Source organism: Parabacteroides sp. PH5-46 (assembly GCF_029892785.1).
Lineage (GTDB): Bacteria > Bacteroidota > Bacteroidia > Bacteroidales > Tannerellaceae > DFXE01.
The window spans coordinates 251,252-275,608 of the sequence record NZ_JARXXA010000005.1; the positions used below are offsets into that span (position 1 = coordinate 251,252).

15 protein-coding genes are annotated in these 24,357 nt (G+C 40.7%); 3 read left to right on the forward strand and 12 right to left on the reverse strand.

What is annotated here, in order from left to right; genetic code table 11:
• Positions 1–67: 67 nt before the first annotated feature.
• The 4 genes from M2470_RS07465 to M2470_RS07480 are packed head-to-tail and all read right to left on the reverse strand — an operon-like array spanning position 68 to position 6,423.
• Positions 68–3,208, reverse strand: coding sequence for an efflux RND transporter permease subunit (locus M2470_RS07465; RefSeq protein WP_280744413.1), 3,141 nt, complete (start codon positions 3,206–3,208; stop codon positions 68–70).
• 15 nt (positions 3,209–3,223) lie between these two features.
• Entirely contained in the window at positions 3,224–4,240 is a 1,017-nt protein-coding gene (locus M2470_RS07470) for an efflux RND transporter periplasmic adaptor subunit (protein WP_280744414.1), read from the reverse strand.
• Between the two features lie 32 nt (positions 4,241–4,272).
• On the reverse strand, positions 4,273–5,772 hold the full coding sequence (locus M2470_RS07475) for a TolC family protein (RefSeq protein ID WP_280744415.1): 1,500 nt from the start codon (positions 5,770–5,772) through the stop codon (positions 4,273–4,275).
• A gap of 42 nt (positions 5,773–5,814) precedes the next feature.
• Complete coding sequence (locus M2470_RS07480; RefSeq protein ID WP_280744416.1) at positions 5,815–6,423, reverse strand: TetR/AcrR family transcriptional regulator; 609 nt, start codon at positions 6,421–6,423, stop codon at positions 5,815–5,817.
• 466 nt (positions 6,424–6,889) lie between these two features.
• Here M2470_RS07480 and M2470_RS07485 point away from each other — a divergent pair, with 466 nt between their 5' ends.
• Positions 6,890–7,792 carry a helix-turn-helix domain-containing protein gene (locus M2470_RS07485; protein ID WP_280744417.1) on the forward strand — a complete coding sequence of 301 codons (903 nt, stop codon included), beginning with the start codon at positions 6,890–6,892 and terminating at the stop codon, positions 7,790–7,792.
• On the opposite strand, the gene M2470_RS07490 is transcribed toward M2470_RS07485, so the two are convergent.
• From M2470_RS07490 to M2470_RS07515, 6 genes are all read right to left on the reverse strand, one after another.
• Positions 7,789–9,387 carry a SusD/RagB family nutrient-binding outer membrane lipoprotein gene (locus M2470_RS07490; protein WP_280744418.1) on the reverse strand — a complete coding sequence of 533 codons (1,599 nt, stop codon included), beginning with the start codon at positions 9,385–9,387 and terminating at the stop codon, positions 7,789–7,791. The two genes, M2470_RS07485 and M2470_RS07490, sit on opposite strands and share 4 nt — an antisense overlap.
• A gap of 14 nt (positions 9,388–9,401) precedes the next feature.
• Positions 9,402–12,701: a SusC/RagA family TonB-linked outer membrane protein gene (locus tag M2470_RS07495; protein ID WP_280746495.1), complete on the reverse strand. Its 3,300-nt coding sequence runs from the start codon at positions 12,699–12,701 to the stop codon at positions 9,402–9,404.
• 163 nt (positions 12,702–12,864) lie between these two features.
• Complete coding sequence (locus M2470_RS07500) at positions 12,865–14,526, reverse strand: SusD/RagB family nutrient-binding outer membrane lipoprotein (protein WP_280744420.1); 1,662 nt, start codon at positions 14,524–14,526, stop codon at positions 12,865–12,867.
• Between the two features lie 21 nt (positions 14,527–14,547).
• Positions 14,548–17,745, reverse strand: a complete 3,198-nt coding sequence (locus M2470_RS07505; protein WP_280744421.1) for a TonB-dependent receptor — start codon at positions 17,743–17,745, stop codon at positions 14,548–14,550.
• 152 nt (positions 17,746–17,897) lie between these two features.
• Positions 17,898–18,926, reverse strand: coding sequence for a FecR domain-containing protein (locus tag M2470_RS07510; RefSeq protein ID WP_280744422.1), 1,029 nt, complete (start codon positions 18,924–18,926; stop codon positions 17,898–17,900).
• A gap of 134 nt (positions 18,927–19,060) precedes the next feature.
• On the reverse strand, positions 19,061–20,371 hold the full coding sequence (locus M2470_RS07515) for an alpha-L-fucosidase (RefSeq protein WP_280744423.1): 1,311 nt from the start codon (positions 20,369–20,371) through the stop codon (positions 19,061–19,063).
• Positions 20,372–20,505: 134 nt separating this feature from the next.
• Between M2470_RS07515 and M2470_RS07520 the strand changes: the two genes are divergently transcribed.
• Positions 20,506–21,069 (forward strand): RNA polymerase sigma-70 factor, encoded by a 564-nt coding sequence (locus tag M2470_RS07520; RefSeq protein WP_280744424.1) that lies wholly within the window; start codon positions 20,506–20,508, stop codon positions 21,067–21,069.
• Positions 21,070–21,075: 6 nt separating this feature from the next.
• On the opposite strand, the gene M2470_RS07525 is transcribed toward M2470_RS07520, so the two are convergent.
• Positions 21,076–22,035 carry a sugar phosphate isomerase/epimerase gene (locus M2470_RS07525; protein WP_280746467.1) on the reverse strand — a complete coding sequence of 320 codons (960 nt, stop codon included), beginning with the start codon at positions 22,033–22,035 and terminating at the stop codon, positions 21,076–21,078.
• A 92-nt stretch (positions 22,036–22,127) separates the two neighbouring features.
• Between M2470_RS07525 and M2470_RS07530 the strand changes: the two genes are divergently transcribed.
• A complete protein-coding gene (locus M2470_RS07530; RefSeq protein WP_280744426.1) occupies positions 22,128–23,156 on the forward strand; it encodes a low specificity L-threonine aldolase in 1,029 nt (342 codons plus the stop codon).
• Here M2470_RS07530 and M2470_RS07535 read toward each other — a convergent pair.
• The gene (locus tag M2470_RS07535) at positions 23,150–23,914 is read right to left on the reverse strand and encodes a DUF6261 family protein (protein ID WP_280744427.1); all 765 of its coding nucleotides are present in this window, start codon (positions 23,912–23,914) and stop codon (positions 23,150–23,152) included. The genes M2470_RS07530 and M2470_RS07535 overlap by 7 nt on opposite strands.
• Between the last annotated feature and the right edge of the window lie 443 nt (positions 23,915–24,357).

A 24,357-nucleotide genomic window follows, 5' to 3' on the forward strand; every position in this document is an offset into this window, starting at 1 on the left:
TTTAATGTTTAACGATCCATATCTTATGTTGGATTAAACGTTAATCATTAAACGTTAATCGTTAAAATTAAAGATTCTCCAAGTGACGTAATTTGGCAAATTTCCTGCGTCTGCGTTTTACACCGTTGGCTGCAAAAATACAGTAAACAACAGGGATCAACACCAGTGTAATCAAAGTAGATACAGAAAGTCCCCAGGCCACTGTCATACCCATAGAACGCCACATTTCAGCACCTTCTCCCGTTCCTAATGCCAGCGGAAGCATACCTAATACGGTAGTTAATGTTGTCATCAATACCGGACGAAGACGTGATTTCCCTGCCGTAACAGCAGCTGTAATAATACTTTGTCCTCTTTCGCGACACAGAATCATATAGTCTATAATCACAATACCATTCTTCACTACAATACCCATCAACATAATAAGCCCGATAAGAGCCATTACACCTAATGGGGTTTGCGTAATGGATAATCCCAGAACTACCCCTGTAATAGCAAACGGTATAGTAAACATAATCACAAAGGGGTCGACAAGTGATTCAAACTGAGCCGCCATCACGATAAATACCAGAATGATGATTAACACCATCAGTATTCCAAGGTCGCGGAATGTATCCTGTTGATCTTCGTAAGTACCTCCGATAGACCAGCCGATTTCCGATGGCATCTCTATACTTCTCATCTCCCTATTAGCTACTGCTACAACATCACTTAAGGCAGCCCCCTGGCCTACAACAGCAGATACGGTGATCACACGTTCACGATTCTTACGCTCAATCGTAGGAGGCGTCATACGTTCAACAACTACTCCAACGTCTCTGATACGAACTCCCTTTCCTTCATTATTATACATTATAATGTTTTCAAGGTCTTCAATGGATTGACGGAATTCCGGTGCATAGCGTACGCGGATGTCATATTCATCTCCGTCTTCACGATACTGAGATGCTAAAGAGCCGTTTATACGATTACGAAGATACATAGAGGCAGTTGTTACATTTAAACCGTTTAAAGCCAACTTTTCACGGTCGAAATCTATCTGATATTCCGGAATATAGTCTTCGCGGCTAATGTTTACCTGTGTCGTAACCTTTGTGTTTCTCATCCGTTCGGCTATCTCTGCAGCTATCCGGTCTGTTTCCGTGAAATCGTAACCATAAATCTCTATATCTACAGTTGTCTCACTACCCATGCCGCCGCCACCTCCGGCCATTACTTCAAACTTCTTGATTTCCGAGTATGCAGCCAAGTCTTTACGCATCAACTCACATATTTCAATCAAGCCTCTGTTGCTTCCACTCTTTTCCAAACGTACACCAACACTATATAAGCTGACATTGAAGTCTATAATATGTGTACCATTCGCGCTTAGCTGGGCAAATGTATTGTCGGTATCTGCCTGCCCTTCACTGAAGTTTATCACTTCAATTTCCGGATATTTATCCATAAATTCCTGATTAATCTGGAGAGCCAGCTCACGAGTAATTTCCTGACGAGTACCTATCGGCAACTGTATATTAATACCGATACGCGCATTATCCTGTGTTGGGAAAAACTCTGTTTTGACTGCCGGAATCAGTAACATACTTCCTGCAAAGATCAAGACTGCTCCAGTTATGATGGTTTTCCTGTGACGGACAGACCAGTCCAGCAAACGCGCATACCCATTATCCAGTTTATCTAATGCTTTCTCTATTGGAGTAAAGAACAAAGTATATAATTTTCCTTTCTTCGGATCCAGGCGAAGCATTTGAGAACAAAGCATCGGGATAAGCGTCAAGGCAGCCAGTGTAGATACAATCATGATGATACTAACGATCCAACCCAACTGTTTGAACAGAATACCGGCAATACCCGTAACCATTGTTAATGGTAGGAACACAGCCAACATCGTTAGCGTAGAAGCAATAACTGAAATAGCCACCTCATTGGTTGCATACACAGCTGCCTGTTTGGGCTTACTTCCTCGTTCGATGTGGGTGGTAACGTTCTCCAAAACTACAATGGCATCATCCACCACCATACCAATTGCGATAGAGAGAGAACTCAACGAAATGATATTCAGCGTATTTCCTGAAGCCAGCAAATAAGCAAATGCGGCAATCAACGAAATAGGAATTGTAAGAATAATAATAAAGGTAGCTCTCCAGCGTCCGAGGAACAGGAATACAACCAACATTACAATAAGGAAGGTCACACTGATTGTTTCCACCAAACTATCTATCGTATTCAAGATGTTTGTAGAAGTATCAACTATAAGTCCTAACTGTACATCCGAAGGTAGATCTTCCTGCAATTCTGGTAATTTTTCCAGTACTTTTTTCGAGATATTTACAGAGTTAGCTCCTGATTGTTTCTGGATAATAATCATACCCCCAGCTTCGCCGTTATTATAGGCTTCCTGCATACGTTCTTCTACGGCATCAACTACACGAGCTACATCGCGTAAGTAGACTGACTTGCCATCCTTAGTTCCGATAACCAAATTCAACATCTGAGAAGCATCAGTAAACTCGCCCTGTACACGCAATGCGTAGGTATTGGAACCTATATCAATGGTACCTCCAGGGGTATTTCTGTTCTCCTGGCCTATGATAGCAGAAACACTTTCCACTGTCTGTCCATACGCTTCTAACTTATACGGATCGCAATATACCTGAATCTCACGAATAGGAGCTCCGGAAACAGATACAGCCCCTACTCCACTGATACGAGCCAATGGATTTGAAACTTTATCATCCAGAATTTTATATAAGGCATCCATACTTTCTTTCGCTGTTACCGAAAGTACCAGAATAGGAATATCTTCTGTTCCGAACTTGAATATAATCGGATTTTCCGCATCATCCGGCAAAGCTGAAGAAACCATGTCCAGTTTGTCACGAACATCATTGGTTGCCACATCTATATCTGTTCCATACTCAAATTCGAGCGTAACAATAGAGATATTCTCTTTGGATTGTGAAGTGATATTCTTTAAGTCACTCACACTATTAAGTACATTCTCTAATGGTTTGGAAAGGTTCGTTTCTATATCGGCTGCACTTGCCCCCGGGTAAGCAGTCATCACCAATATCATATTTGATTCTATCTCGGGTAGCAGGTCAACCGATAATCTGGTCAGGGAAAAAAGCCCCATGATAACTACAGCAACAAACACAAGAGCTGTAGTGATCGGTTTCTTAACCGCACTTGCATATAAACTCATATTCTATTAATTTTCTTAATTAATAACTTCTACAGACATACCGTTTGTCAAACGATTATGACCGGTAATCACCACCTGGTTACCATCCTCTACGCCTGAAATAACCTCATAGCGATTTCCCATACGGCGTCCTAATTCTACTTTCTGGTAGCTTACTGTTCCGTTTTTATAAACATAGATATAACGATCGCCCGATCCAGCTTGCTTCACTATTGCCTGGTCCGGAGCTACTACATGCTGCAGAGAACCAAAATTCATGGTAACACGGGCAAACATACCAGGACGTACCCGTTCGTCGTTATTATTAACTCTGATTTCAACAGGGAATGTACGGGTAGAAGGATCAATAGTAGGATATACCAGGTTTACTTTTCCCTTAAAGACCTCATTTCCATACACATCTAGTTTGACATCAACATCCATTCCTTTCTTTACCTGTGTAAAAAAGCTCTCAGACACATTAACCATTAGCTTTACCGGACGGATTTGCTCTACCACATATACTGGATTTGCACCGCTATACATATCGCCATTATCATAGTTACGAGCTGTAACGATACCTGTTACCGGGCTTAGCAACTTACTGTTTTCTTCCAGGTTTTTGTAAGATGTTCTGCTTACTTCTAAAACTGTTTTCTGAGCATCCCATGCAGACTTGGAAGCACCTCCTACTTTGTAAAGTTCGTCAATACGATTGAACTCTATCTCCTGATTATCCATTTGTATCTTTGCCTGTTTCAAGGAAGTATCATCCATTGTAGCCAATGCTTGTCCGGCTCTTACATGATCTCCAACTTCTACATGCAACCTGGCTATACGAACAGGAGACTGAGGAGCTATCTGATTGGTTACGTGAGCTTCTACAGTAGCGGTAAATTCACTAAGTTGCTCCACATCCTGTTTATTTACAGTTTCCACCTTCACTTTCACCTTCTCTTCAACTGTAGTTGTTTCTTTCTTCTCACCAGCACACGATAAGAGTATCGCAAATGCCGCAACTGGTATGAATTTAAACACGTTACTTGTTTTCATATCTTTGTAATTAATTGTTTTTGTTCTCATTGTTAATTAGCTTGTTTTCCCAATGTTTTTTCCAAATCAGACTTTGCCGTCATATAGTCATAAATAGCCTGGTTGAAGTTCAGCTTCGCTTGTGTCATTGCCAGCTCCGCATCATTCATTTCCAAAAGAGTACCGGCACCGGTATCATAGCGTTTCTGAGAAATCATATACCCGCGCTGTGCCTGTTCAACACCTTTCTGTGCAGCATCAAAGCGTTTCACACAGGTATTCATGTTATCCAGTGATTGTCTCACGGCTAACTGCAGATTCCGCTTCAGATCATCTCTTTGCAGGTCTAATTGCGTCATCATCACCTTTGTCTGATTTACCTTCTGTATCTTACTGCCACCCGAAAAGATTGGGATAGACAGTGATATACCTATCATTGAATAAGGATTCCATTGGTAATCTTTAAATTTGAAATCGTTATTCATCGAGCTCCAGTTATACAATCCGGTAAGCGATAAGGTAGGCAGGAAATCAAACTTTTGCATCTTTAATGTATTGACTAACTGTCCTTGTTGAATATCCAACTGCTTCAGGCTTGTATTATCCGTAAGTGCAGTATCGGTAGTAGTAGTCAGGAAGTCACCAAACAGTTCCGACTGATAGTTCGTTAATTTACCTTCACACTCAAGAGGTAAATCCAGATCTACGCCCAATAAAGCTTTCAACTGCCATTTCACCAATTTGACAGAGTTTTCTGCCTGTAGCATATTCGGTTCGGCATTTCTTACCGCTACATCTGCCCTGATCAAGTCATACTCAGCCACTAATCCTTGTTCATATTTTTGCTTTATATCAACATAGTTCTTCATGGCATTATCGTAGCTTTCTTTAAATACCTGATAAGAATCATTAGCCAACAATACACTATAAAAAGCCTTCGTTACCTGATTGGTCAAATCTATTTTAGATGAACGTGCCTGTTCTACAGCCAATTCTACATCTTGTCCGGTAATAGCAATGCTTTTCCATAGCGAAGCATTGATCAAAGGCATAGCAGCATTGAAGCCCAGACTCCAGTTATTATCACGACCAACAGAAATTCCATCATTTCCTCCGGAAGACTCCGCCGGAGGAGGTGTATTCGCGTTGATATGATCTTGCAATGATCCTGGTTTATAGCCGGGTACTATATCCTGCAATGTTTGGTCGGCCCCTTTAATAATGGGATCCATCACAGGCGTCAACATATCGGCAATATTAAACGCATCGCCATCCATATACATAACCTGCTTCTTCAACGTACGGCTATAATCAAAGCCAAAAGTAACTTGTGGGAACAAGGCAGCATAAGCACCTTTCTTGGCAAATTTCTTTTTTTCAATTTCCTGATTGGCTACTTGTATCGTAGGGCTTTCACTCATCGCAATCTCCAGGGCTTTCTCCAAATCAAGCACCAATGGTTGTTCTTGTGCTCTAATGGTAGTAAAGGCTAGAGAGGGCAGCATCACTAATACTGCCAACATCCTCTTTTTGCTAAATCCTAATCGTTTCATTTATATTTGGTTTATTGATATTTATTACATTAATATACCCTCTCATTGTATATGATAGATTTGTTTTACAGTAATCCATCGTTCCAGAATTTTACGTCCCTTATCTGTACATATCCCTCTCAGAAATGTAATAAGAACTGTATTGTAAACCTCTGAATTCGTATGCTTTGAAAATGTTTTTGAAGGGCGAATCATCTTCATCTGTTCTTTTGCCAATAAGCCTACAATCTCAAAATTCACATCATCCTGGAAAACACCCTCCTTCACTCCTCTGTTAAAAAGCCTTGTGCAAATCGTTGTAAAAGAACTTTTATCACATTCTCTTTTTTCCATAACCCTTGGATACCGCCTCATATCCTCATAATATTTAGGATTATACCAACGTGGGCGCTTCATTAATTCTTCATAAAACAGTATGATAATATCTAAAGCAGTATGAGGCTCCTTTTCCAATTGGCTTAAAAATGTTCCCAGGCGATTATTTGTATATTCTACTCCTTCCATTAATAAAGTTTCTTTGTCTTCAAAGAAACCATATAATGTACGCTTAGATATACTCATATTGCGAGCGATATCATCCATGCTTACATTCTTAATCCCATATTGAGAAAAAAGGTCTAATGCTGTCGTTATTATTTGTTCTTTTATCATTACAATTATTTAAACACAGAATTCTCGGCTACAAAGGTCAAACAAATAAAGGAAACCGAAATGGTTTATTCTGTTACAGGATTAGTCAAAATAGAAATTAGTTGACCTTTATTCAAGTTAAACTCAATTCTATACAACAATAAGATACAGGAAATGAAAAATTGCACACATGCTTTTACTCAAACGCACGCATGCAATTTAAAAAACGCATGTATCTGATTTTCAAAACACACGTATGCGTTTTTTTAACAACACAAATATCTGAAAAACAAAAGAATACAAGACAAAGCAAAAGAAGCGAATTTTAGATAGCAAAATACAATAAGGTCGGAGACATATTCCGCTCATTATTGAATTAAAAGCAAAGAAGCTATCAATTAAATTTGCTTGAATAGAAGATAAAAACGTATATTTGTTCGTCAAAAACGAAACATAATATTTTTACGACATAAAAATACGATCTATTATGTATAAATTACCCCTCATAGAAATTGCAGAAATAAATAATCACATCATACTATCCGACAATTTTCAGGATCTACTTATTATCAAGGAAATAGACACAAGTGCATCTGATAGTGAGTTCATCATTCAGGATCGTACAGAGCCTGTTCGTATAAATGCGCTTTTTATGATTTTAATTTTAAAAGGCACAGTAGAAATCAGCCTGGACTACATACCCTACACCCTTACAGAGAACTCCTTTGCTACTATTATGCCAACACATGTTTTTCAAGTAGGAAGTGTTAGCGAAAGCTTTAAAGCAAAAATATTATTGATAGACAAATCATTTCTGGAAGAGATAAATACCGCCAAGCGAAGTCCCTCAATGACTAATTATATGCTATTACGGAAAAATCCGATCATCGCCTTTGAACCGGAAGAAACCGAGCATGTAAATAAGTCATTCCTGATTCTTCAACAAAAAATCAGGTTGCGGACACACAGTTTCCATAAAGAAGTACTACAAAATGCCTTCGTGGCCTTCTTGCTGGAACTGGCCAATATTATGGTAGGAAAAAAAGAAAACATACGCCCTCCCGTCCTTTCCCGAAAAGAGGAACTATTGAACGATTTCCTGCAGCTACTGTCAACCCATGCACGCGAACAGCATATCGTTACATTTTATGCAGAAAAACTATTCATAACCCCTCAATACCTTTCACTTATATTGAAAGAGCTGACAGGTAAGTCGGCCAACAAATGGATCAACGAGGCCTTGATTATCGAAGCAAAAGTATTATTGAAAGCGCCACAAGCTACAGTACAGCAAGTGGCCGATATGCTCAATTTTTCCGATCAGTCTACCTTCGGTAAATTCTTCAAGAAGCACATGGGTATATCTCCTATGGAGTACAGAAAGAGTTAGAAATTCCGTCCCGTATCCCACCACAAGCGGGTACCGCCATGATCGGCACCTCCCAGTTTCCGGCATAAGCTATCATACTGTGCGGGATTAGCCGTTTTAATGCCTACCGGGAAGTTCAATCGGCGGATCATTATTTCGGAATCTATTGTCCCTTCACTCTTATTTACCAATACGGGGAACAAGCGGGGATAGCCCGTGCGACGCTGCTCTGCCCAGGCTTCACAGCCTTCCGGAAACATAGCAATCCACTTTTGTGTGATAATCCGTTCCAGCTTTTCTTCCTGAGATGCTGCCGGATCCCATCGGGGAGATACCTTACATCTGGCTTTTATGCTATATTCCGGATTAAATGTGTCAATATAATCGGCAGCTATATTCTCATTTTCCAGGTACTCGGAAACGTTTCCTACGCCCCAATGGATGAAGGAAGTTTCTATTCCTCTCTGATAGCAATTCGCTATATCTTCCGACGACCATCCGCGTAAAACCGCCTCTGCTCGCAAGAACCAAACCTCAGCAGCCGTCATTAAAATAGCTTCTGAGCTTTGTCTGACCGTTAATCTGGAGTGGTTGATATACTTCGTATGATTAAAACCAGTTCCCTGCCGTATACCTCTGTATTCACCGGCATATCCATCACCCGTTGCCAGTTCAAAATATTTAGAAATCCGGGGATCTTTATATCCACCTAGAATAGACTCCATATTAGCATTCATGGAAGCTTCTTTCCATGACTTATTGATCTCTCCCAACGGATTGGAATAGCCTGTCCCAATGGTAGAAACAGCCACCATATCATTATCTTCCTCCAGAAAACCGCCATTAGCCGGATCAAAAGATTTGAGAGCTTCCATACGTGCTTTATCCGGTTCTACCATTGATATACGCATAGCCAAACGCAAACGCAGGGAATTGGCAAACTTCATCCACTGACGGTAATTGCGTTTATCATCATTCATCAATATATCAAACTTGGCAAAACCACTCTCTGTTTCATAATCTTGCAAGATATGGATAGCTTCCTCCAAATCATTAAAAAAAGCATAATAGGCCTCTTGCTGAGAGTCGGGCTCCGAACCTGTAATAGATTCTCCGAAAGTAGTATAAATGATTGGTCCGTAATAATCGGAGATACGGTGCATAAGCTCTACTTTCAATATTTTTGTCACAGCATAAAACGCCGGAAGTTCTTCTTTGTTAAGATCTTCTGCTTTCTTTATTTCTGTCATAATATAGCCATAGGTGTTTTCCCAGGCTGTACCATTCCATCCGTCATTCAGATTATATACCGTATTACTTAAGCCGGCTACAAAGGGATTGTAGCTATGCATATAGCCCGAAAACATATCAGCACTCAGATTCTGCATCACCTGAAAAGGCCAGTTCTTCCCCCCTCCCCAATCATGATTAAAGTAAATCCCCTGTTGCACAACCTGTAAGGGAATACCGTATTTATTGAAATCATACTCCTGTTGCTCATCCGTAAAGCCGGTCTTGTCGGTATTATACTCCTCAAACTTACCGATACACGATTGAAAAATAGCCACATAGGATATCAGCAACATAGCGTATATAACAGTATATATATGTTTCATTTTCTATCCATATTTTAGAGAGTAACTTTCAGATTAAAACCAAAACTCCGGGTAGAGGGCATACCAAAAACCTCAATGCCTTGATTATTATTACCTGTGGAGAGGACTACATCCGGATCAAAAGGTGCATCATTATACAGGAAGAAAAGGTTACGTCCTACCAGGGAGAGCTGTACCTGTTGCAGGTATTTCGTTTTCTCCATCCACTTTTTAGGTAATGTGTAGCCTATGGATAGCTCTCTTAAGCGGATATTGGTAGCATCATACATGTAATATTCTGTAGCTCCGCTACGTCCTCCTATTTGCTCAAAGAAATCCTTTACATTCTCTATCTTATGTCCTTCAAGCTCTACATATCCCTTCAGGCGGGCATCCCCTGTTCTTTTAGACGTACCATTCTGGTCAAGAATGGCTTGCGTTTGCGACAATACGCTACCGCCAAAACGTCCGTCTAGCAGAAAAGTAAACGTTAGGTCTTTATACGAAAACACATTATTCCAGCCCAATAAGAAGTCAGGGTTACAATTCCCTACTTTTATTGTATTGCCATCGCCCACAACAATAGGTATTCCATCGTTTCCATACTTTATCTCTTTTGTTACAGGGTCACGATCAAAGGCTTTCCCATAGATATCTCCGAATGATCCTCCTTCTACCAAACGCATGGAATAGCTGGAAGAAAAGCCTTCATCGCCATATACAAAAGTGGGGAGGTCTTTATGTAATTCCTTTACCAGGTTTTCGTTTCTTGAATAGTTAAGAGCTGACTTCCAGACAAAACGATTGGTAACAACCGGACTCCCACTCAAGGATATTTCGATACCTCTGTTCTGTATATTACCGGCATTTACAGCATAATACTTATGTGTGGCACCGGCCGATGAAGGTAGTGTAAACAACTGGTTTTTCGTATTTGTCTGATAAAAAGTAAAATCAAAGGATAGTTTGTTACTGAACAATCGCCACTCCGTACCTATTTCTATGGAAGTACTCATTTCCGGTTTCAAATCACCAAAAGGAGCTATATCACTGGGAAGCAAAGATCCTCCGGCTCCAATGTGTGACACAGTAGTACTCACAAACATAGGGATATCATTACCTACCTTACTCCACGAAGTCCTCAGTTTTCCAAAGGAAACCCATTCGGGCAGTTTAAAGGTGTTATTAATAATCCATGCCAGTCCTACAGAAGGATAAAAATATCCCGACTCATGGCTTTTGGTGAAGGCCAAAGTAGACGACCAGTCATTCCTGGCACTGACATCCAGATAAAGCCTTTCCTTATAACCCGCCAATACAGTAGCAAAAACAGACTGAAGCTGTCTCCTATCGTCATTCCGTTCATCAATGAAAGCACTGCTGGACATGTTGATATTGGCTATCGTAAAGACATTCGGATAGAACAAAGAAGCTGTCTTTGAGTCCAGACGAAGCGAGGTAACCCTGTTGTCTGATATGGTAGATCCAACAACCGCCTGAAAGTCAAAATCACTCCAAGTCTTATTAAAGGTTGCCATGATATCGCCATACATCAATCTTTCTTCATAATCATAATCAATATAACGCCCGTTCATTCCTGCAATACCAGGAGATGTACTAGCATATATTTTCTGTTGAAATTTATCACTTATATGATCGATATTACCTCTTCCCTGAATGGTTAAGTAGTCAGTAATTGTAAAGGTAGCTGTTACAGAACTGATCACACGAAAACGTTTATCCGTACTTTGCATACGATTTATCAGCCAATACGGATTCTGGTCATAGTCTGTAATCTCCGTAAACCAGTTCTGGACATACATATTACGATCCGGATTAAATACCTCGTACGTATCTTTGTAAGGCGACATATCAACTCCTCGGGGAAACGAGTAGAGCCCATACAAAGGATTCATGTATATACCTCCCGATGTTGGTTTATTCTTCGCATCCTGAATAATCAAGTTTACATTACCATCCAGTGCCAGACGATCGTCAAACAAAGTGGTTTTCTCACGAAGGGTTATATTATGTTTCTTGATATTACTATCTTCTATAATACCAAATGTTGTATTGTTGGCATATGAAAAATAAGATTGCATTTTCTCATTACCGGAAGAAAAAGATATGGAATTATTGACACTTACACCTGTATTGAAAAAGTCTTTCAGATTATCATATTTGGGAAGATTGCCATACGCTCCCCAGCTACTGGTCGATCCGTCTGAACGGGCATAATTATTTTGAAATTCAGGCAAATTAGTTACTTTATCTATTGCCAGATTTGACGAAAACTCTACCCGTTTCACACCAGCCTTCCCACTCTTCGTGGTAATCAGTATTACCCCATTTGCCGCCTGCGAACCATAGAGTGCCGAAGCTGAAGCTCCTTTTAGTATATTAATACTTTCAATGTCATCCTGGTTTAAGTTCGAGATACCGTCTCCCCCGTCTCTATTAGCGGCATTGGCTGTTCCTCCGATAGCCGAAACGGCCTGCTCATTCGTTGTATTGATAGTAGGCACTCCGTCTATCACATATAAAGGTTGATTATTTCCACTGATAGAACGGCTCCCTCTGATAACCACACGGGCAGAACCACCCAATCCGGCTGAACTACGATTTATTTGTATTCCGGTAGTCTTACCATTCAACGTATTCATTAAATGTTGGGATCTGACTCTTGTAATATCAACCCCAGCTAAGGATTGTGAGGAGTATGTAAGGGAAGCTTCCCGCTTTTTGATACCTAATGCTGTAACCACGATCTCTTCCAGGTTCCAGATATCCTCAATGAGTGTTATTTTCAGTACCTGCTGTCCGGTATAAACGATCTGCTGTTGATGATAGCCTATATAAGATACCTGCAAAGTAGAATCCAGAGGTACTCTCATTTTAAAATTGCCCAATACATCCGTAACAGTCCCTTGGTTTGTTTCTTTTACGAAGATATTCGCTCCGATAACAGGTATCCCCTTATCATCAACTACCGTTCCTGTAACAAGCTGCTGCCGATTCGGCACTACATTCTCTTTCTTGCTGAGAATAATCTGTTTATTAATAACAGTAAAAGCAATATCTGTATCTGAAAATATATAATTCAAGACATCAAATAAGCTCTTATCCTGAACATGCAAAGTAAAACGGAAACTGACATCTACCATCCTGGCATCATAAACAAATGAGAAGGAAGTCTGCTTTTCAATCCTATCTAAAATCTCCGAAACCGGTCGATTATAAACACTGATAGACAGCGATGTATTTTGTGCATAAATATGATTAAATACAAAGGATAAACAAAATATAAGTATAAATGTGACAGCGTTTTTTCTCATCGACAAAAATTATCGTCTTTTTTGAAATATAATCCTGCCAAAGATATTAAAATAACTATTCAGATAAAAATACAACACAAAAAAAGAGGCGACCCATCAAGGGCAGCCTCTTCCAATCTGTCATTTTTCAGACATGTTTTCTAAAAGGGAATGTAATTTATAATTATTTTGAGGATGTGCAATAATTAGCATTCTTATCCCACCAAATAGGCGTAGATACAACATCTTTTCCACCTAATAGCTCTACACCTTTGTTGTATTCGGCAGTGTTGTTTGCTATTTCAGCTTGCGGATATTGAATACGTTTGATGAAATTCTTAGGATCTTTAATATCTGTATTGCTCAAATTGTACTGTGCCTCATCACGATGGATAGCAACATCCAGACGCGGAAGATTCAAGCGGCGTTTGTCATTCCATGATTCAAATGATACATCAGGAAATGCTGCCAGATATTTCTGGGTAATGATCTTTTCCAGTTGTGTATTACCATCACCGGCTATATCATCATAGTTGGCACTTGTTCCGGCATTATTCTTAGCCGTAGAAGCCAGATAGTCATCAATTCCCTGAGCACCCCAGGTTTCAAAGGACGCGCGAACACCCTTTTCATACTCACTCTTAGCATCTCCGCCAACAAATCCGCGAAGCATAGCTTCTGCCTTCAGGAAACACACTTCTTCATACAGGAACACATCATATGGACGGCTTTTATAAGGCGCTCCATCACGGATGATATATCCAAATTCAGCATATAATACAGTTTTATATTCTTCTGTTCCATAGACTGTAGAAGATAATCCGTAAGGCATTCCTTTCCAATCGCCTGATTCATAAGCCGGGTCAAACATAATCGTAGCACGAGGGTCTACCTTTTCAGGATGAACACCTGATAGAGGAGTAGGAGCATCTGTCAAGCCTTTTCTCTTATTTACAATATTTGTCGGGAAGTCAACCCCACCAATATTGGTTACCAACTTTTCAAAAGAAGAGGTCATAAGCAGCGGACCACCCCAGGTAATCTGGAACATCGTATAGTTATAGTCAGCACCCCAATCGCCATTAGCCTTAGGAGGTAATTTGGCTGCATCAGCTTTTTCTTCCATTACGCCTGAAGCTAATGCTTTAGCAGCTTCCGATGCACAAGTGGCAGGATCTACTTCCGACAAACGCATTGCATAACGTAAACGCAAAGAATTGGCAAACTTACGCCATTTTTCAACGCTATTTTTAAACACAATATCCGATGCTGCATCTGCAAAGATATTATTCCCGCTACTTTGATCCAACATACTGACAGCCTCGTCCAGTTCACGGAAGAACTCTGCATAAGCATCTTTTACTGTCATATAAGGAGGATTCGCTTCTACTTCTGTATACTTTGGCAATGGAATTGGGCCGAAATAGTCAAATCCGCTGGCAGCTGTAAAAATACGCCAGATCTTAGCAACAGCAATAGAGTGTTTGTATTCGTCGCCTTTTTCCGTCAAGTCGCGGATAACGATATTCAAACCTGCGATATTAGACTGAACCCGTTTGTACATACGGTTGTTCCAGTCATCATTCATAAAATAGTTTTTCAAATTCCAATTGCCACCATCAGCTACCTGGGCATAAAAGTCAAGCATTAATGATTTTACACGTTGCTCATCGTCGCCTTCCATAGCAATCCCCTTGCGTAGTGCGGCTGCCAGCTGAGCGTCATTCATATTGTAATCCACGTCCGCTGTAGGATTGTTCGGATTTTCATTCAGATCTGTCAAATCACAAGCTGAAAAGGCGAACAAGAATATTGAACATGCGGCTAATATTTTTATTGTCTTCATATATTTCCTCTATTTATGTTTTTAAAATGATGCACTGATGTTAAAACCAAGACTTCTCATAGTAGGCATAGAAGCAAATTCCACACCCTGTACAGCGCTTGAATTACTAAATCCGGCTTCAGGATCAAAACCTTTTGTTTTATGATGGATCATAAACAAGTTACGGGCAACAAAGCTAGCTTTAAGATTGGTGAAAGGAGTCTTCGCCAATAGATTCTTTGGCAATGAATAGCCGAAGCTAACTTCACGCAAACGTATGTTTGTTGCATCATAGATATAGGCCTCGGCAATACCATTGATTTCGGTATAATATTCCTGAGCTGTTACCTGTTTTGTATTTACTGCGCCACTTTGAGTTACTCCGGGAACTACCATTCCTTCACGTCCTTCCAGTGTCATTTTTAAGTTACCATATCTGGCTCCCTGTTGGATAGAGCCCATAAAGATATCACCTCCATAGTTCATGTCAAACAAGAATCCTAAAGAGAAGTTCTTATATCTGAAATCATTAGACCATCCTAACATCCATTTCGGCTGATTATTACCTAATTTGATATAGTCACTCGTACGAAGAGGAAGACCACTTTCTCCTACTACGATATTGCCGGCATCATCCCGTTGGAATCCATAGCCATACATATCACCATACGAGCCACCTACTTCAGCAACAATCTGCATAAAGTTCAAACCTGCATCAGCACTTAATATCTGACGTTCAGTTCCTTCAGTCAATTCCACAACTTTGTTTTTGTTCATTGACCAGTTAACTAATGTTTCCCATGTAAAACCGTTGGATGTTTTAATAGGTGTAGCATTCAGGGCAACTTCCCATCCTTTATTCTGGATGTTACCTGCATTGATCATCTTGTATTCATATCCGGTAGCCGAAGGAACGGAGATTTTCAAGATCTGATCTTTTGCATTCTTCTTATAGTAAGATACATCCAGACCAACACGATTGTCAAATCCTCTTAATTCCAGACCAAGTTCCCATGATTCAATCGTTTCATTCTTCAAGTCAGGGTTAGCAATCCAGTTACGTTTGTTGGCATTAAAACTGCTTCCTTTGATGTCATAATTGATATCATAATAATCACGCAACATATAAGGATCGGTGTCATTACCCACCTGTGCCCAGGATACGCGAACTTTACCAAAAGTAAGAGGTGAAGTTTCAATATCCATATTATGAAGCATTTGTGAGAACACCCAGCTACCGCCTACGGATGGGTAAAAATAAGAGTTATTGTCTTTGGGTAGTGTAGAAGACCAGTCATTGCGTCCTGTCAAATCTAAGTATAGGTAGTTGTCCCATGACATAGAAGCTGTAGCGTATATTGAATTGATTTGCTTGCGTGAACGGCTAAATTCGCCATTGTGGCTCTTACCATTTGAGATGGCATAGAAATCAGGTATTACAAGCTCACCGGAGAAGTCATTATTCAGAGAAGTAGAACGATACATGATGTTACCACCTACTGTACCTACTATACCGAATTTATCCCAGTTTTTCTGAGCTGTAAACAAGAAGTCAGAATTTAATTCTTTGAATCTTTCAGTCTGCACACGGTAGCTACCATTGGTTTCCCAGTAAGGGTTACCGGTGGCACGTGTCCAGTCATACAAGAATGTATAATTATCCATACCGGTACGGAGCTTCAAGCTCAACCAGTCTGTAATTGTAAAGTCAAATGCTGCGAATCCGATATAGCGATCTCTCTTGTCGGTATTGCCGTTGCGTTCTGTAGACCAGTAAGGGTTACGAGGAGCGGAGCTATGGTCTGTCTTCCAGGAAGCCGGTTTGCCATCTGCTCTTTTCCAGTTATTGTCTTTGTAAGCATCCCAGTCTGAGAAGCCAACGCTACGAGGCATCAATAAATAATCGTAGAAAATATTGTTAGGGTCGGCAGCAACAGCAATACGGTTCTTTGATTGCTGATTTACATAGTTAATCTTGAAGTCTGCAGATAACCAACTGGCAATCTTAGCTGTAGTACGAAGATTGATAGAGGTACGTTCGATACCACTGTTCGGAACAACCGATTGGTTGTCTAAGCGTGATACAGAGGCACGGAAAGTCATATCTTCAGAAGATTTGCTGATATCCAAACTGTTTGTCCAGCTTGTACCTGTGCGCAGGAAGTCACTGTAAAGGTCATTGTTACGGGCTGAATAAGCAAATGAACCCAAAGCCATTTCCTTTGTAGAACCATCCAGCTTAGATCCCCAGCTACCAATTGTATTGGCATCGAATGCACCGTTAGAACCCTGTCCGTAAACATTCTGGAAGTCAGGAGTCATCATCGGGCTTTCAAACGTAAGGTTGGTATTGAAGTTGATACCTAAGCCTTTGCCTGAAGCACCTGTTTTGGTGGTGATCATCACAACACCATTACCTGCACGGCTACCATAAAGCGCAGCAGCAGCAGGACCTTTCAATACAGACATGCTTTCGATATCATCGGGAGAAATATCCGAGATACCCGAACCTTTGTCTATTTTACCATTTCCCCAATAGTCGCCTGTATCACTGCTGAAGTTGTCAATAGGCACACCGTCTACAACGATCAGCGGTTGGTTGTTACCAGAGATAGAGTTGTTACCACGAATGATGATCCGGGTTCCACCACCTACACCAGTACCGCTTTGGTTGATCTGTACACCGGCAATTTTACCTGCTAAAGCATTGGCTACGTTTGCGTCACGGGTTTCCGTAAGCTGGTCGCCTTTTACTTCCTGCATAGCATATCCTAAAGCTCTTCTTTCGCGTTTGATACCTAAAGCAGTAACTACTACTTCGTCCAATGCTTGTGTATCATCCACCAAAATAATAGTCAGAGTAGTTTGTCCGGTATAAGTTACTTCCTGAGGGATATATCCGATGTAAGAAATGCTCAAAACAGCATCCATCGGAACTTCCAGGCTGAAGTTTCCATCATAATCGGTAATCGTACCGTTTGTTGTACCTTTTACAATCACGTTCGCTCCGATAATCGGTTCGCCGGAAGGGTCTGTTACAGTACCTGTTACACTTTTTGTTTGCTGCTGAGTTTCGGTATATGTTGATAGCGCTAAGTTTTGAGATAAATGATTGTCAGCATGAGAAATTGTAATTTGCAAAAACGAAAAAAGTGTAATTACACACATGGTAATAGCTTTTTCTCTGAAAAGCCTGAAACTTTTCGCACGAAATAATTTCAAGGTTACATTATTATTCATATTTTTGTATCGCAATTAATTTATAATAAAGTTATTTATGAGCTGTAAGAGAGCTCTTTAGGTTGGTACGGGAGAGTATGTGAATATTCTTCCGTATTGTTTTTCAGGTCTTTTGTTTCATTGGCATTAGCTTTTTAAAAAAGTTTAACATTCTATCTATATATTTCTATCACTGGCATTTTCGTTATTTCATTTTCATTTTCCAACTGTTTATACTTAAACTTAATTCCGGATGCAACTTTCAGATATTCCATCACTTGTGTCAATTCTTCATCCTTAAAGCGGGCTGTTATCACAGCATCCATAACTTCAGGATCTTTTACCTCGAATTGCACATTGTAATGGCGGCCAAGGGTTTTAAGCACTTTGGTCATAGGCTCTTGTCTGAAAACAATCTCGCCATTAACCCATCCTATTCCGGCATCAGTATTTACTTTTTTAACGTCTAAGCGTTTATCGCTCTTTTGAAATTCAGCTCTTTCACTCGGCTTTAATTGGCAAATGGTATTCTTTCCGTTTTCCGACTGAATTTCGATATTGACAGATCCTTCTATCAAGGTAGTTTCAATAATATCATCTTCCTCATAGGCAGACACATTGAAAGAAGTACCTAGTACTTTAACCTTATACGAAGGATTTACACTTACAATGAAAGGCTTATTGGCATCTTTTGCTACCTTAAAATAGCTCTCGCCACTTAATTCCACAAAACGATTTTCCTTTCCGAAATTACTTGCATACTTCAAAGAACTCCCACCATTGAGCCACACCTTGGATCCATCGGGCAGATTGAAGGTTGAAACAACCCCGGGACTCGTGGTCATTTCAACCATCTGCATCCTTTCTCCATCAGTTCGCAACAATAAATATCCCGTCAAAACCAGCAACGGGATTATTAATATTGCTGCAATCCTTTGTAAACCTAACCTTAAAGCACCTAAACTAAACTTTCCTTTTTGCCTTTCGTCGTCCTTTTTCTTTTTGAATTGAGCAAAAGCCTTGTCAACGTCTACAGCTTTCATTACCTTTAATCGTTCGGTAAGCTGCATTGTGAAGTACATCTGCTCCAATATTTTTCTATTCTCCGGGGAAGTAGCTAACCAAGCCTCTACACTTGCCTTTTCTTCCACCGAAAGGGTATTGTCTATATATTTTATTAATATGTCTTCACTTATAGTCATTGTCCTTAATTGGGCTTTCTATAACTAATACAATTCAGAAACAAAATGTACTAAACAAAAAAGCTATTTTTTTTCAAAAAAAATAGCTTTTTATTATTAATTACTTAAAATACAATCCTTTAAATATATGTAATTTATTTTACTTTTACCTCTATTATCGAATCTATATCATCTAGCGGACCATCCAGTATGAACATTACATAGCCGGTTTCCTTATCTTTCTTCCAGCGAAGCTTTGAATCTACGTTTACCCACTTGGCCGACTGAATATCAGGAATATTCAACACAACTGTCTTTGTCTCCTTATTTAATATATGCAGATAATATGTTTTATCGTTCCGGGTAGAGGCTCCCCAGGGTTGCGGTTTAACAAATCCCTGTTGCGTACCATATATTGTATAACCGTAGGTATCCATCCACTCCCCTATTCCGCTAAGGCGTTCTACACATTCAGGTTGTATTCTGCCGTCGGGCATTGGGCCTACATTGAGTAATAGATTGGCTCCTGTGCCGGCTGTACGGATCAATAGATGAAGCAGGTCTTTGGTAGATTTATACCGGTCGTCGGTGATATTGAAACCCCATGCTCCATTGATAGTCTGGCAGGTTTCCAACGGCAGTTTAGACACTGCTTGTCCACTGTATCCGGCACTATTCTCGCCCGGTACATCCCGCTCAAAGATCTGATAATCTTCGCCCGGGAAGGGAGGTAAGTGATGGTTATTAGCTACTAGACAGTTGGGCTGCAAACGATGTATCAGGTCGTATATCTCCGGATAATGCCAGTCTACGTGCGTAGAATGGTCTGTGCGGTTCTCGTCTTCCGTCTGATCCCAATGTCCGTCAAACCAGATACCGGCTATTGGTCCGTAGTTGGTGAGCAGTTCGGTTAGCTGAGCTTTCATGAAGTTCAGATAGGAGTTCCAGTCGCTTTTTTCCGTGCGTCCGGCGCGTTGTCCGGTGCGTCCTGTTTCGTATTGGTAATCTGTTCGCATCCAGTCGAGAAGCGAATAGTAAAAGACCAGTTTAATACCCTCTTTGTGGCATTCGTCGGCCAGTTGTTTCACCATATCTTTGCCATAGGGAGTGTTCATGATGTTCCAGTCAGATTGCTTGGTATCCCAGTTGCTGAAACCATCATGATGTCGTGAAGTAAACGTAATATACTTCATACCTGCATTCTTGGCGATCTTCACCCATTCTTTCGCGTCAAAAGACTGTGGATTGAAAAAGTTCTGCAGGCGCATATAGTCGCTTCCTTTTATTGGGCGGCTGTTCATCACCCATTCGCCTGCTCCCAGCACACTGTATGGCCCGTAGTGGATAAACATACCAAAGCGGGCATCTTCAAACCATTTTGTATCCGGTTTTTGTACTGTTGTCTGTGCCACAGTTAGTAAGCTGGCACACATTAATAATGATAAGATAATTAGTTTTTCCTTCATGTGAATGAATTTGCGTTTATTTACCGGCAAAGGTACAAAAAATTACCAAAAACAGAATCGCTATACTACTGTACAGTTGTGGATTTTAAAAAAAGAATGTAGCTTTGCAAAACTTGAAACCAAGCTAGCAAAGGGTGATAAACAATGAACTACTAATACGTTTACTGAAAGAAGGGAATGAACAGGCTTTCGAGAACGTATACAAAGAATATTATAGGGGATTATGCGCTTTTGCTTCACAATATGTAGACGATACAAGTGAATGTGAAGAAATTGTGCAGGATGTCATGATGTGGCTTTGGGAAAATCGTTTATCGCTCGTGCCGGAAATGTCGGTTAAATCCTTACTCTTTACTATCGTAAAAAACAAATGCCTGAACAGCATATCGCACAAGCAGATCAAACAGCGGGTACACGAAAGTTTATTCCTCAAATTTGAAGAGCAGTTTGAAGATCCTGACCTATACATCGAAAGTGAAATGATGGCTTGTCTTGACAAAGCGATTCAAAATCTACCCACCGATTACCGGGAAGCCTTCACATTGAACCGCTTTGAGAATATGACCTATAATGAGATAGCCGAACGGATGGACGTTTCCTCCAAAACCATCGCCTACCGGATTGGACAGGCTCTTAAAATCCTACGCGAGGATATGAAAGAGTACCTGCCCTTGCTCCTGTTTCTAATGAAGTTATAAGGTCCTTTACTTCACGAATTTGGCTTTCAACAGATAATCTGCGCAGCCTTTTACGCCTTCAAACTGAGTTCCGCCTGAATACTTTTCTAGTTCTACGAAATAATCGCTGATACGGTTGGCGTATGCCTGCTTGAAGATCATCTCGAAGTTCATCATACCTGATTGTCCCAATACGGCTCTGTCTTTGATGTGGAGCACGCGGATTCTGTCGGCATATTTCTGCATATACTCTACCGGGTCCTGACGGCCCATGACAGTCCAATATACGTCCATTTCAAAGAAAACAAGGCTGGGATCGGTATGTCTCAGCATGCCGTCGTAGATAATTTCGATACCTTCGGGTGGCTTTTGTCCCCAAGGCAAGCGTTCCATTGCTTCTTTTCCGCCGGGGATTACGCGGGCAAACTCGCCATCATGATTGTGGTATCCAAAAGATAGTCCGGCAGCTTTAGCAATCTTTCCGGCTTCTGTAAAAATCTCTCCTACATAGGCCACTTCCTCGGTGCTGCGGGTAGCCGGTTGGCCGGGCTGGATCAGGTACTTTACACCAATCTTCGCATGATCGTCGGCGGCCTTCTTCCAGAAGTCCATGATCTGCTGTTTGTTTGCTTTCGTGTACTCGCGAACCGAAGGATTCACGTGGGTACTTGTGATTTTCAGTCCGGCATCGTCAGACATTTTCTTGAAGTCTGCCATAGATACATTACCGATCTTTCCATCGTTGTATCCGGCTAGTTCGATGGTAGAATAGCCCATTTTGGCGACTTTCTTCAAGCCACCGGCAACGTCTTCATGTAGCTCGCGACCCAACGAGTAGATCTGCAAACCAATAACTTTGGACACTTTCTTCTGAACCATTGAAGGAGCTGCTACTTCTGCAGCTGATACGATGCCGCTCTTTCCGGCTAACAAACCTCCTGCAGCCAGCAGCGAGGTGGTTTTTAAGAATTCTCTTCTGTTTTTCATCATAAAATTGTTTAATAGTTACCTTGGTCTAAAACGCTCACAAGATAGCAAGAATTAAAATAATATTTACCTTTGCCGCAAAAAATAATAGGATGAGAAGCTTTGCCAGTGACAACAATTCGGGTGTACATCCGGCCATTATAGATGCCGTAGTAAGAGCCAACAGTGACCACGCCGTAGGCTATGGAGACGATCCTTGGACAGCCACCGCCATTCAATCGGTAAAAAAGATTTTCGGAGAAGAAGCCGAACCCTTCTTTGTATTCAACGGCACAGGAGCTAACACCGTAGCTTTGCAGGCGGTAACCCGCTCCTTCAACAGCATCCTATGTACACAGACTGCCCATATCTATGTGGATGAGTGCGGAGCTCCGGCTCGTATGACAGGCTGCACTGTGACAGCCATTCCTACGTCCGACGGCAAACTCACACCGGATCTGATCCGTCCTCACCTGCATAACTTCGGCGTCTGTCATCATCCGCAGCCCAAGGTAGCTTACATCTCGCAGGTATCCGAGCTCGGAACGGTCTATACCATTGAAGAAGTAAAAGCCATTGCCGACCTGCTCCACGCTCATGATATGTACCTTCACATGGATGGTGCCCGCCTTGCCAATGCTTGCGAGTATCTAGGCTGTAGTATGAAGGCCCTCACCGTAGATGCCGGGGTAGACATCCTCAGCTTCGGAGGCACCAAAAACGGTATGATGATGGGAGAAGCCGTCATTTCCTTCCGCCCCGAGATCAGCGAGAACCTGCAATACTTCCGCAAGCAATCGGCTCAGTTAGCCTCTAAGATGCGCTACCTGTCCGCCCAGTTTGTCCCCTATCTTGAAGAAGGCATCTGGCTCGAGAACGCCCGCAAGGCAAACCATCAGGCTCGTCGCCTCGAGGCTGTCTTAAAGCAGTATCCCGCTATCCAATTTACGCAGAAAATGGAATCAAACCAGCTCTTCTTTATCATGCCCAAAGAAGCTGCCCGGAAATTATCCGAACAATACTTCTTTTATTACTGGAATGAAGAGATCTGCGAAGTCCGTTTGGTCACCTCCTGGGATACTACCGACGAAGACATTGAGCATCTGGAAAGCAGCCTGAAAGAACTACTATCCTGTTATTGAAAAAGCTTTTCTTCTTTTTCTTTCCTTTTCTTTGCCTGATTGGCTATAATTAATTTATATTGATCAATATATGAATTAATAGCAACCGTTACGGTATCCATTTTTTCTTCCGGAAAACCGGTTTCTATTTTTGCGCGGGCAGAAACAACCACCGAGTTAAGCAAATCTATTATCTGTGTATAGAGTTTATCTACCACCTTGCGCTGTTCAATGGTAGTAATCCCATTTCCCGGAAGCGTTCCGCGTTCTATAGCACGTGTTGTATATTTCTTTCTAAATGCTATATTTTCATGTTTTAATTTGAGTACTACTGTTTCAAGATATAATGCTCTGAGCCATTCTTCACACTCATCTGCCAGAATGAGTTTCACCAGATTATTAATCTGATCGGTTTCATCCGTCATAAAGTTTGTATAAACCTTGCGAAAGGGTTTCACGATAATCCATAATTTTTCGGCAGCATCCTTCATGGCAGGTATATTTCCTTTACGTGCGCTATTAATGGTACCGATAAGTTGCTTTAGAAGTCCGCCACGAATACTATCACTACCTTGAACATCCTGTGTATATATAGATGCACGCGGGCGGGAAATTATTTGCTTTTCAAGTGTAATACTCTCCAGATAAAGAGGTAATAATGCAGCCATTTCTACATTTGTAAATGCAGCTTCTTTTACTGCAAGATAAACATTCTCATTAAATTCGGCATGAGAATCTACATGTAATCTACTTTTTGAAATACTTTTAATTTTTTCCATGTTGTAAGCTGGTTTTTAAATTAATACTAAACACCCACATCTTCGTAGGCCTTCAATGAGTCTAAAATTATTTTTTTGCATCGTCGTAGGCCTTCAATTACTTTAAATATTTGTAAGTATGTCTTCGTAGCCCTTCAATTACTTCAAACATCTGTAAACATGTCTTCGTAGCCCTTCCATTACTTCAAATATTTGTAAGTACGTCTTCGTACTACTTCTTTTATATATTTTAACTCATGGGGTGCAAATATAGGATAATTAATTAATATGACAGTATAAATACATTATTTTACCTTATATATATTAATTAATTTGTCATTTTGTATAATATTTTGCGATAAATGAAACGATTTAAAACGTTAGTTTCTTTTTAAATTACTCCGCATATGTATATACAGGATGTATCTCTACAGGTATCTTGATGCTCCGGAGGCATTCATTTT

Coding starts and splice junctions, on each gene's coding strand:
- M2470_RS07505 (WP_280744421.1), bottom strand. CDS start 17,745: ATGAATAATAATGTAACCTTGAAATTATTTCGTGCGAAAAGTTTCAGG.
- M2470_RS07465 (WP_280744413.1), bottom strand. CDS start 3,208: ATGAGTTTATATGCAAGTGCGGTTAAGAAACCGATCACTACAGCTCTT.
- M2470_RS07530 (WP_280744426.1), top strand. CDS start 22,128: ATGAGAAGCTTTGCCAGTGACAACAATTCGGGTGTACATCCGGCCATT.
- M2470_RS07470 (WP_280744414.1), bottom strand. CDS start 4,240: ATGAAAACAAGTAACGTGTTTAAATTCATACCAGTTGCGGCATTTGCG.
- M2470_RS07535 (WP_280744427.1), bottom strand. CDS start 23,914: ATGGAAAAAATTAAAAGTATTTCAAAAAGTAGATTACATGTAGATTCT.
- M2470_RS07515 (WP_280744423.1), bottom strand. CDS start 20,371: ATGAAGGAAAAACTAATTATCTTATCATTATTAATGTGTGCCAGCTTA.
- M2470_RS07525 (WP_280746467.1), bottom strand. CDS start 22,035: ATGAAAAACAGAAGAGAATTCTTAAAAACCACCTCGCTGCTGGCTGCA.
- M2470_RS07490 (WP_280744418.1), bottom strand. CDS start 9,387: ATGAAACATATATATACTGTTATATACGCTATGTTGCTGATATCCTAT.
- M2470_RS07485 (WP_280744417.1), top strand. CDS start 6,890: ATGTATAAATTACCCCTCATAGAAATTGCAGAAATAAATAATCACATC.
- M2470_RS07510 (WP_280744422.1), bottom strand. CDS start 18,926: ATGACTATAAGTGAAGACATATTAATAAAATATATAGACAATACCCTT.
- M2470_RS07475 (WP_280744415.1), bottom strand. CDS start 5,772: ATGAAACGATTAGGATTTAGCAAAAAGAGGATGTTGGCAGTATTAGTG.
- M2470_RS07480 (WP_280744416.1), bottom strand. CDS start 6,423: ATGATAAAAGAACAAATAATAACGACAGCATTAGACCTTTTTTCTCAA.
- M2470_RS07500 (WP_280744420.1), bottom strand. CDS start 14,526: ATGAAGACAATAAAAATATTAGCCGCATGTTCAATATTCTTGTTCGCC.
- M2470_RS07495 (WP_280746495.1), bottom strand. CDS start 12,701: ATGAGAAAAAACGCTGTCACATTTATACTTATATTTTGTTTATCCTTT.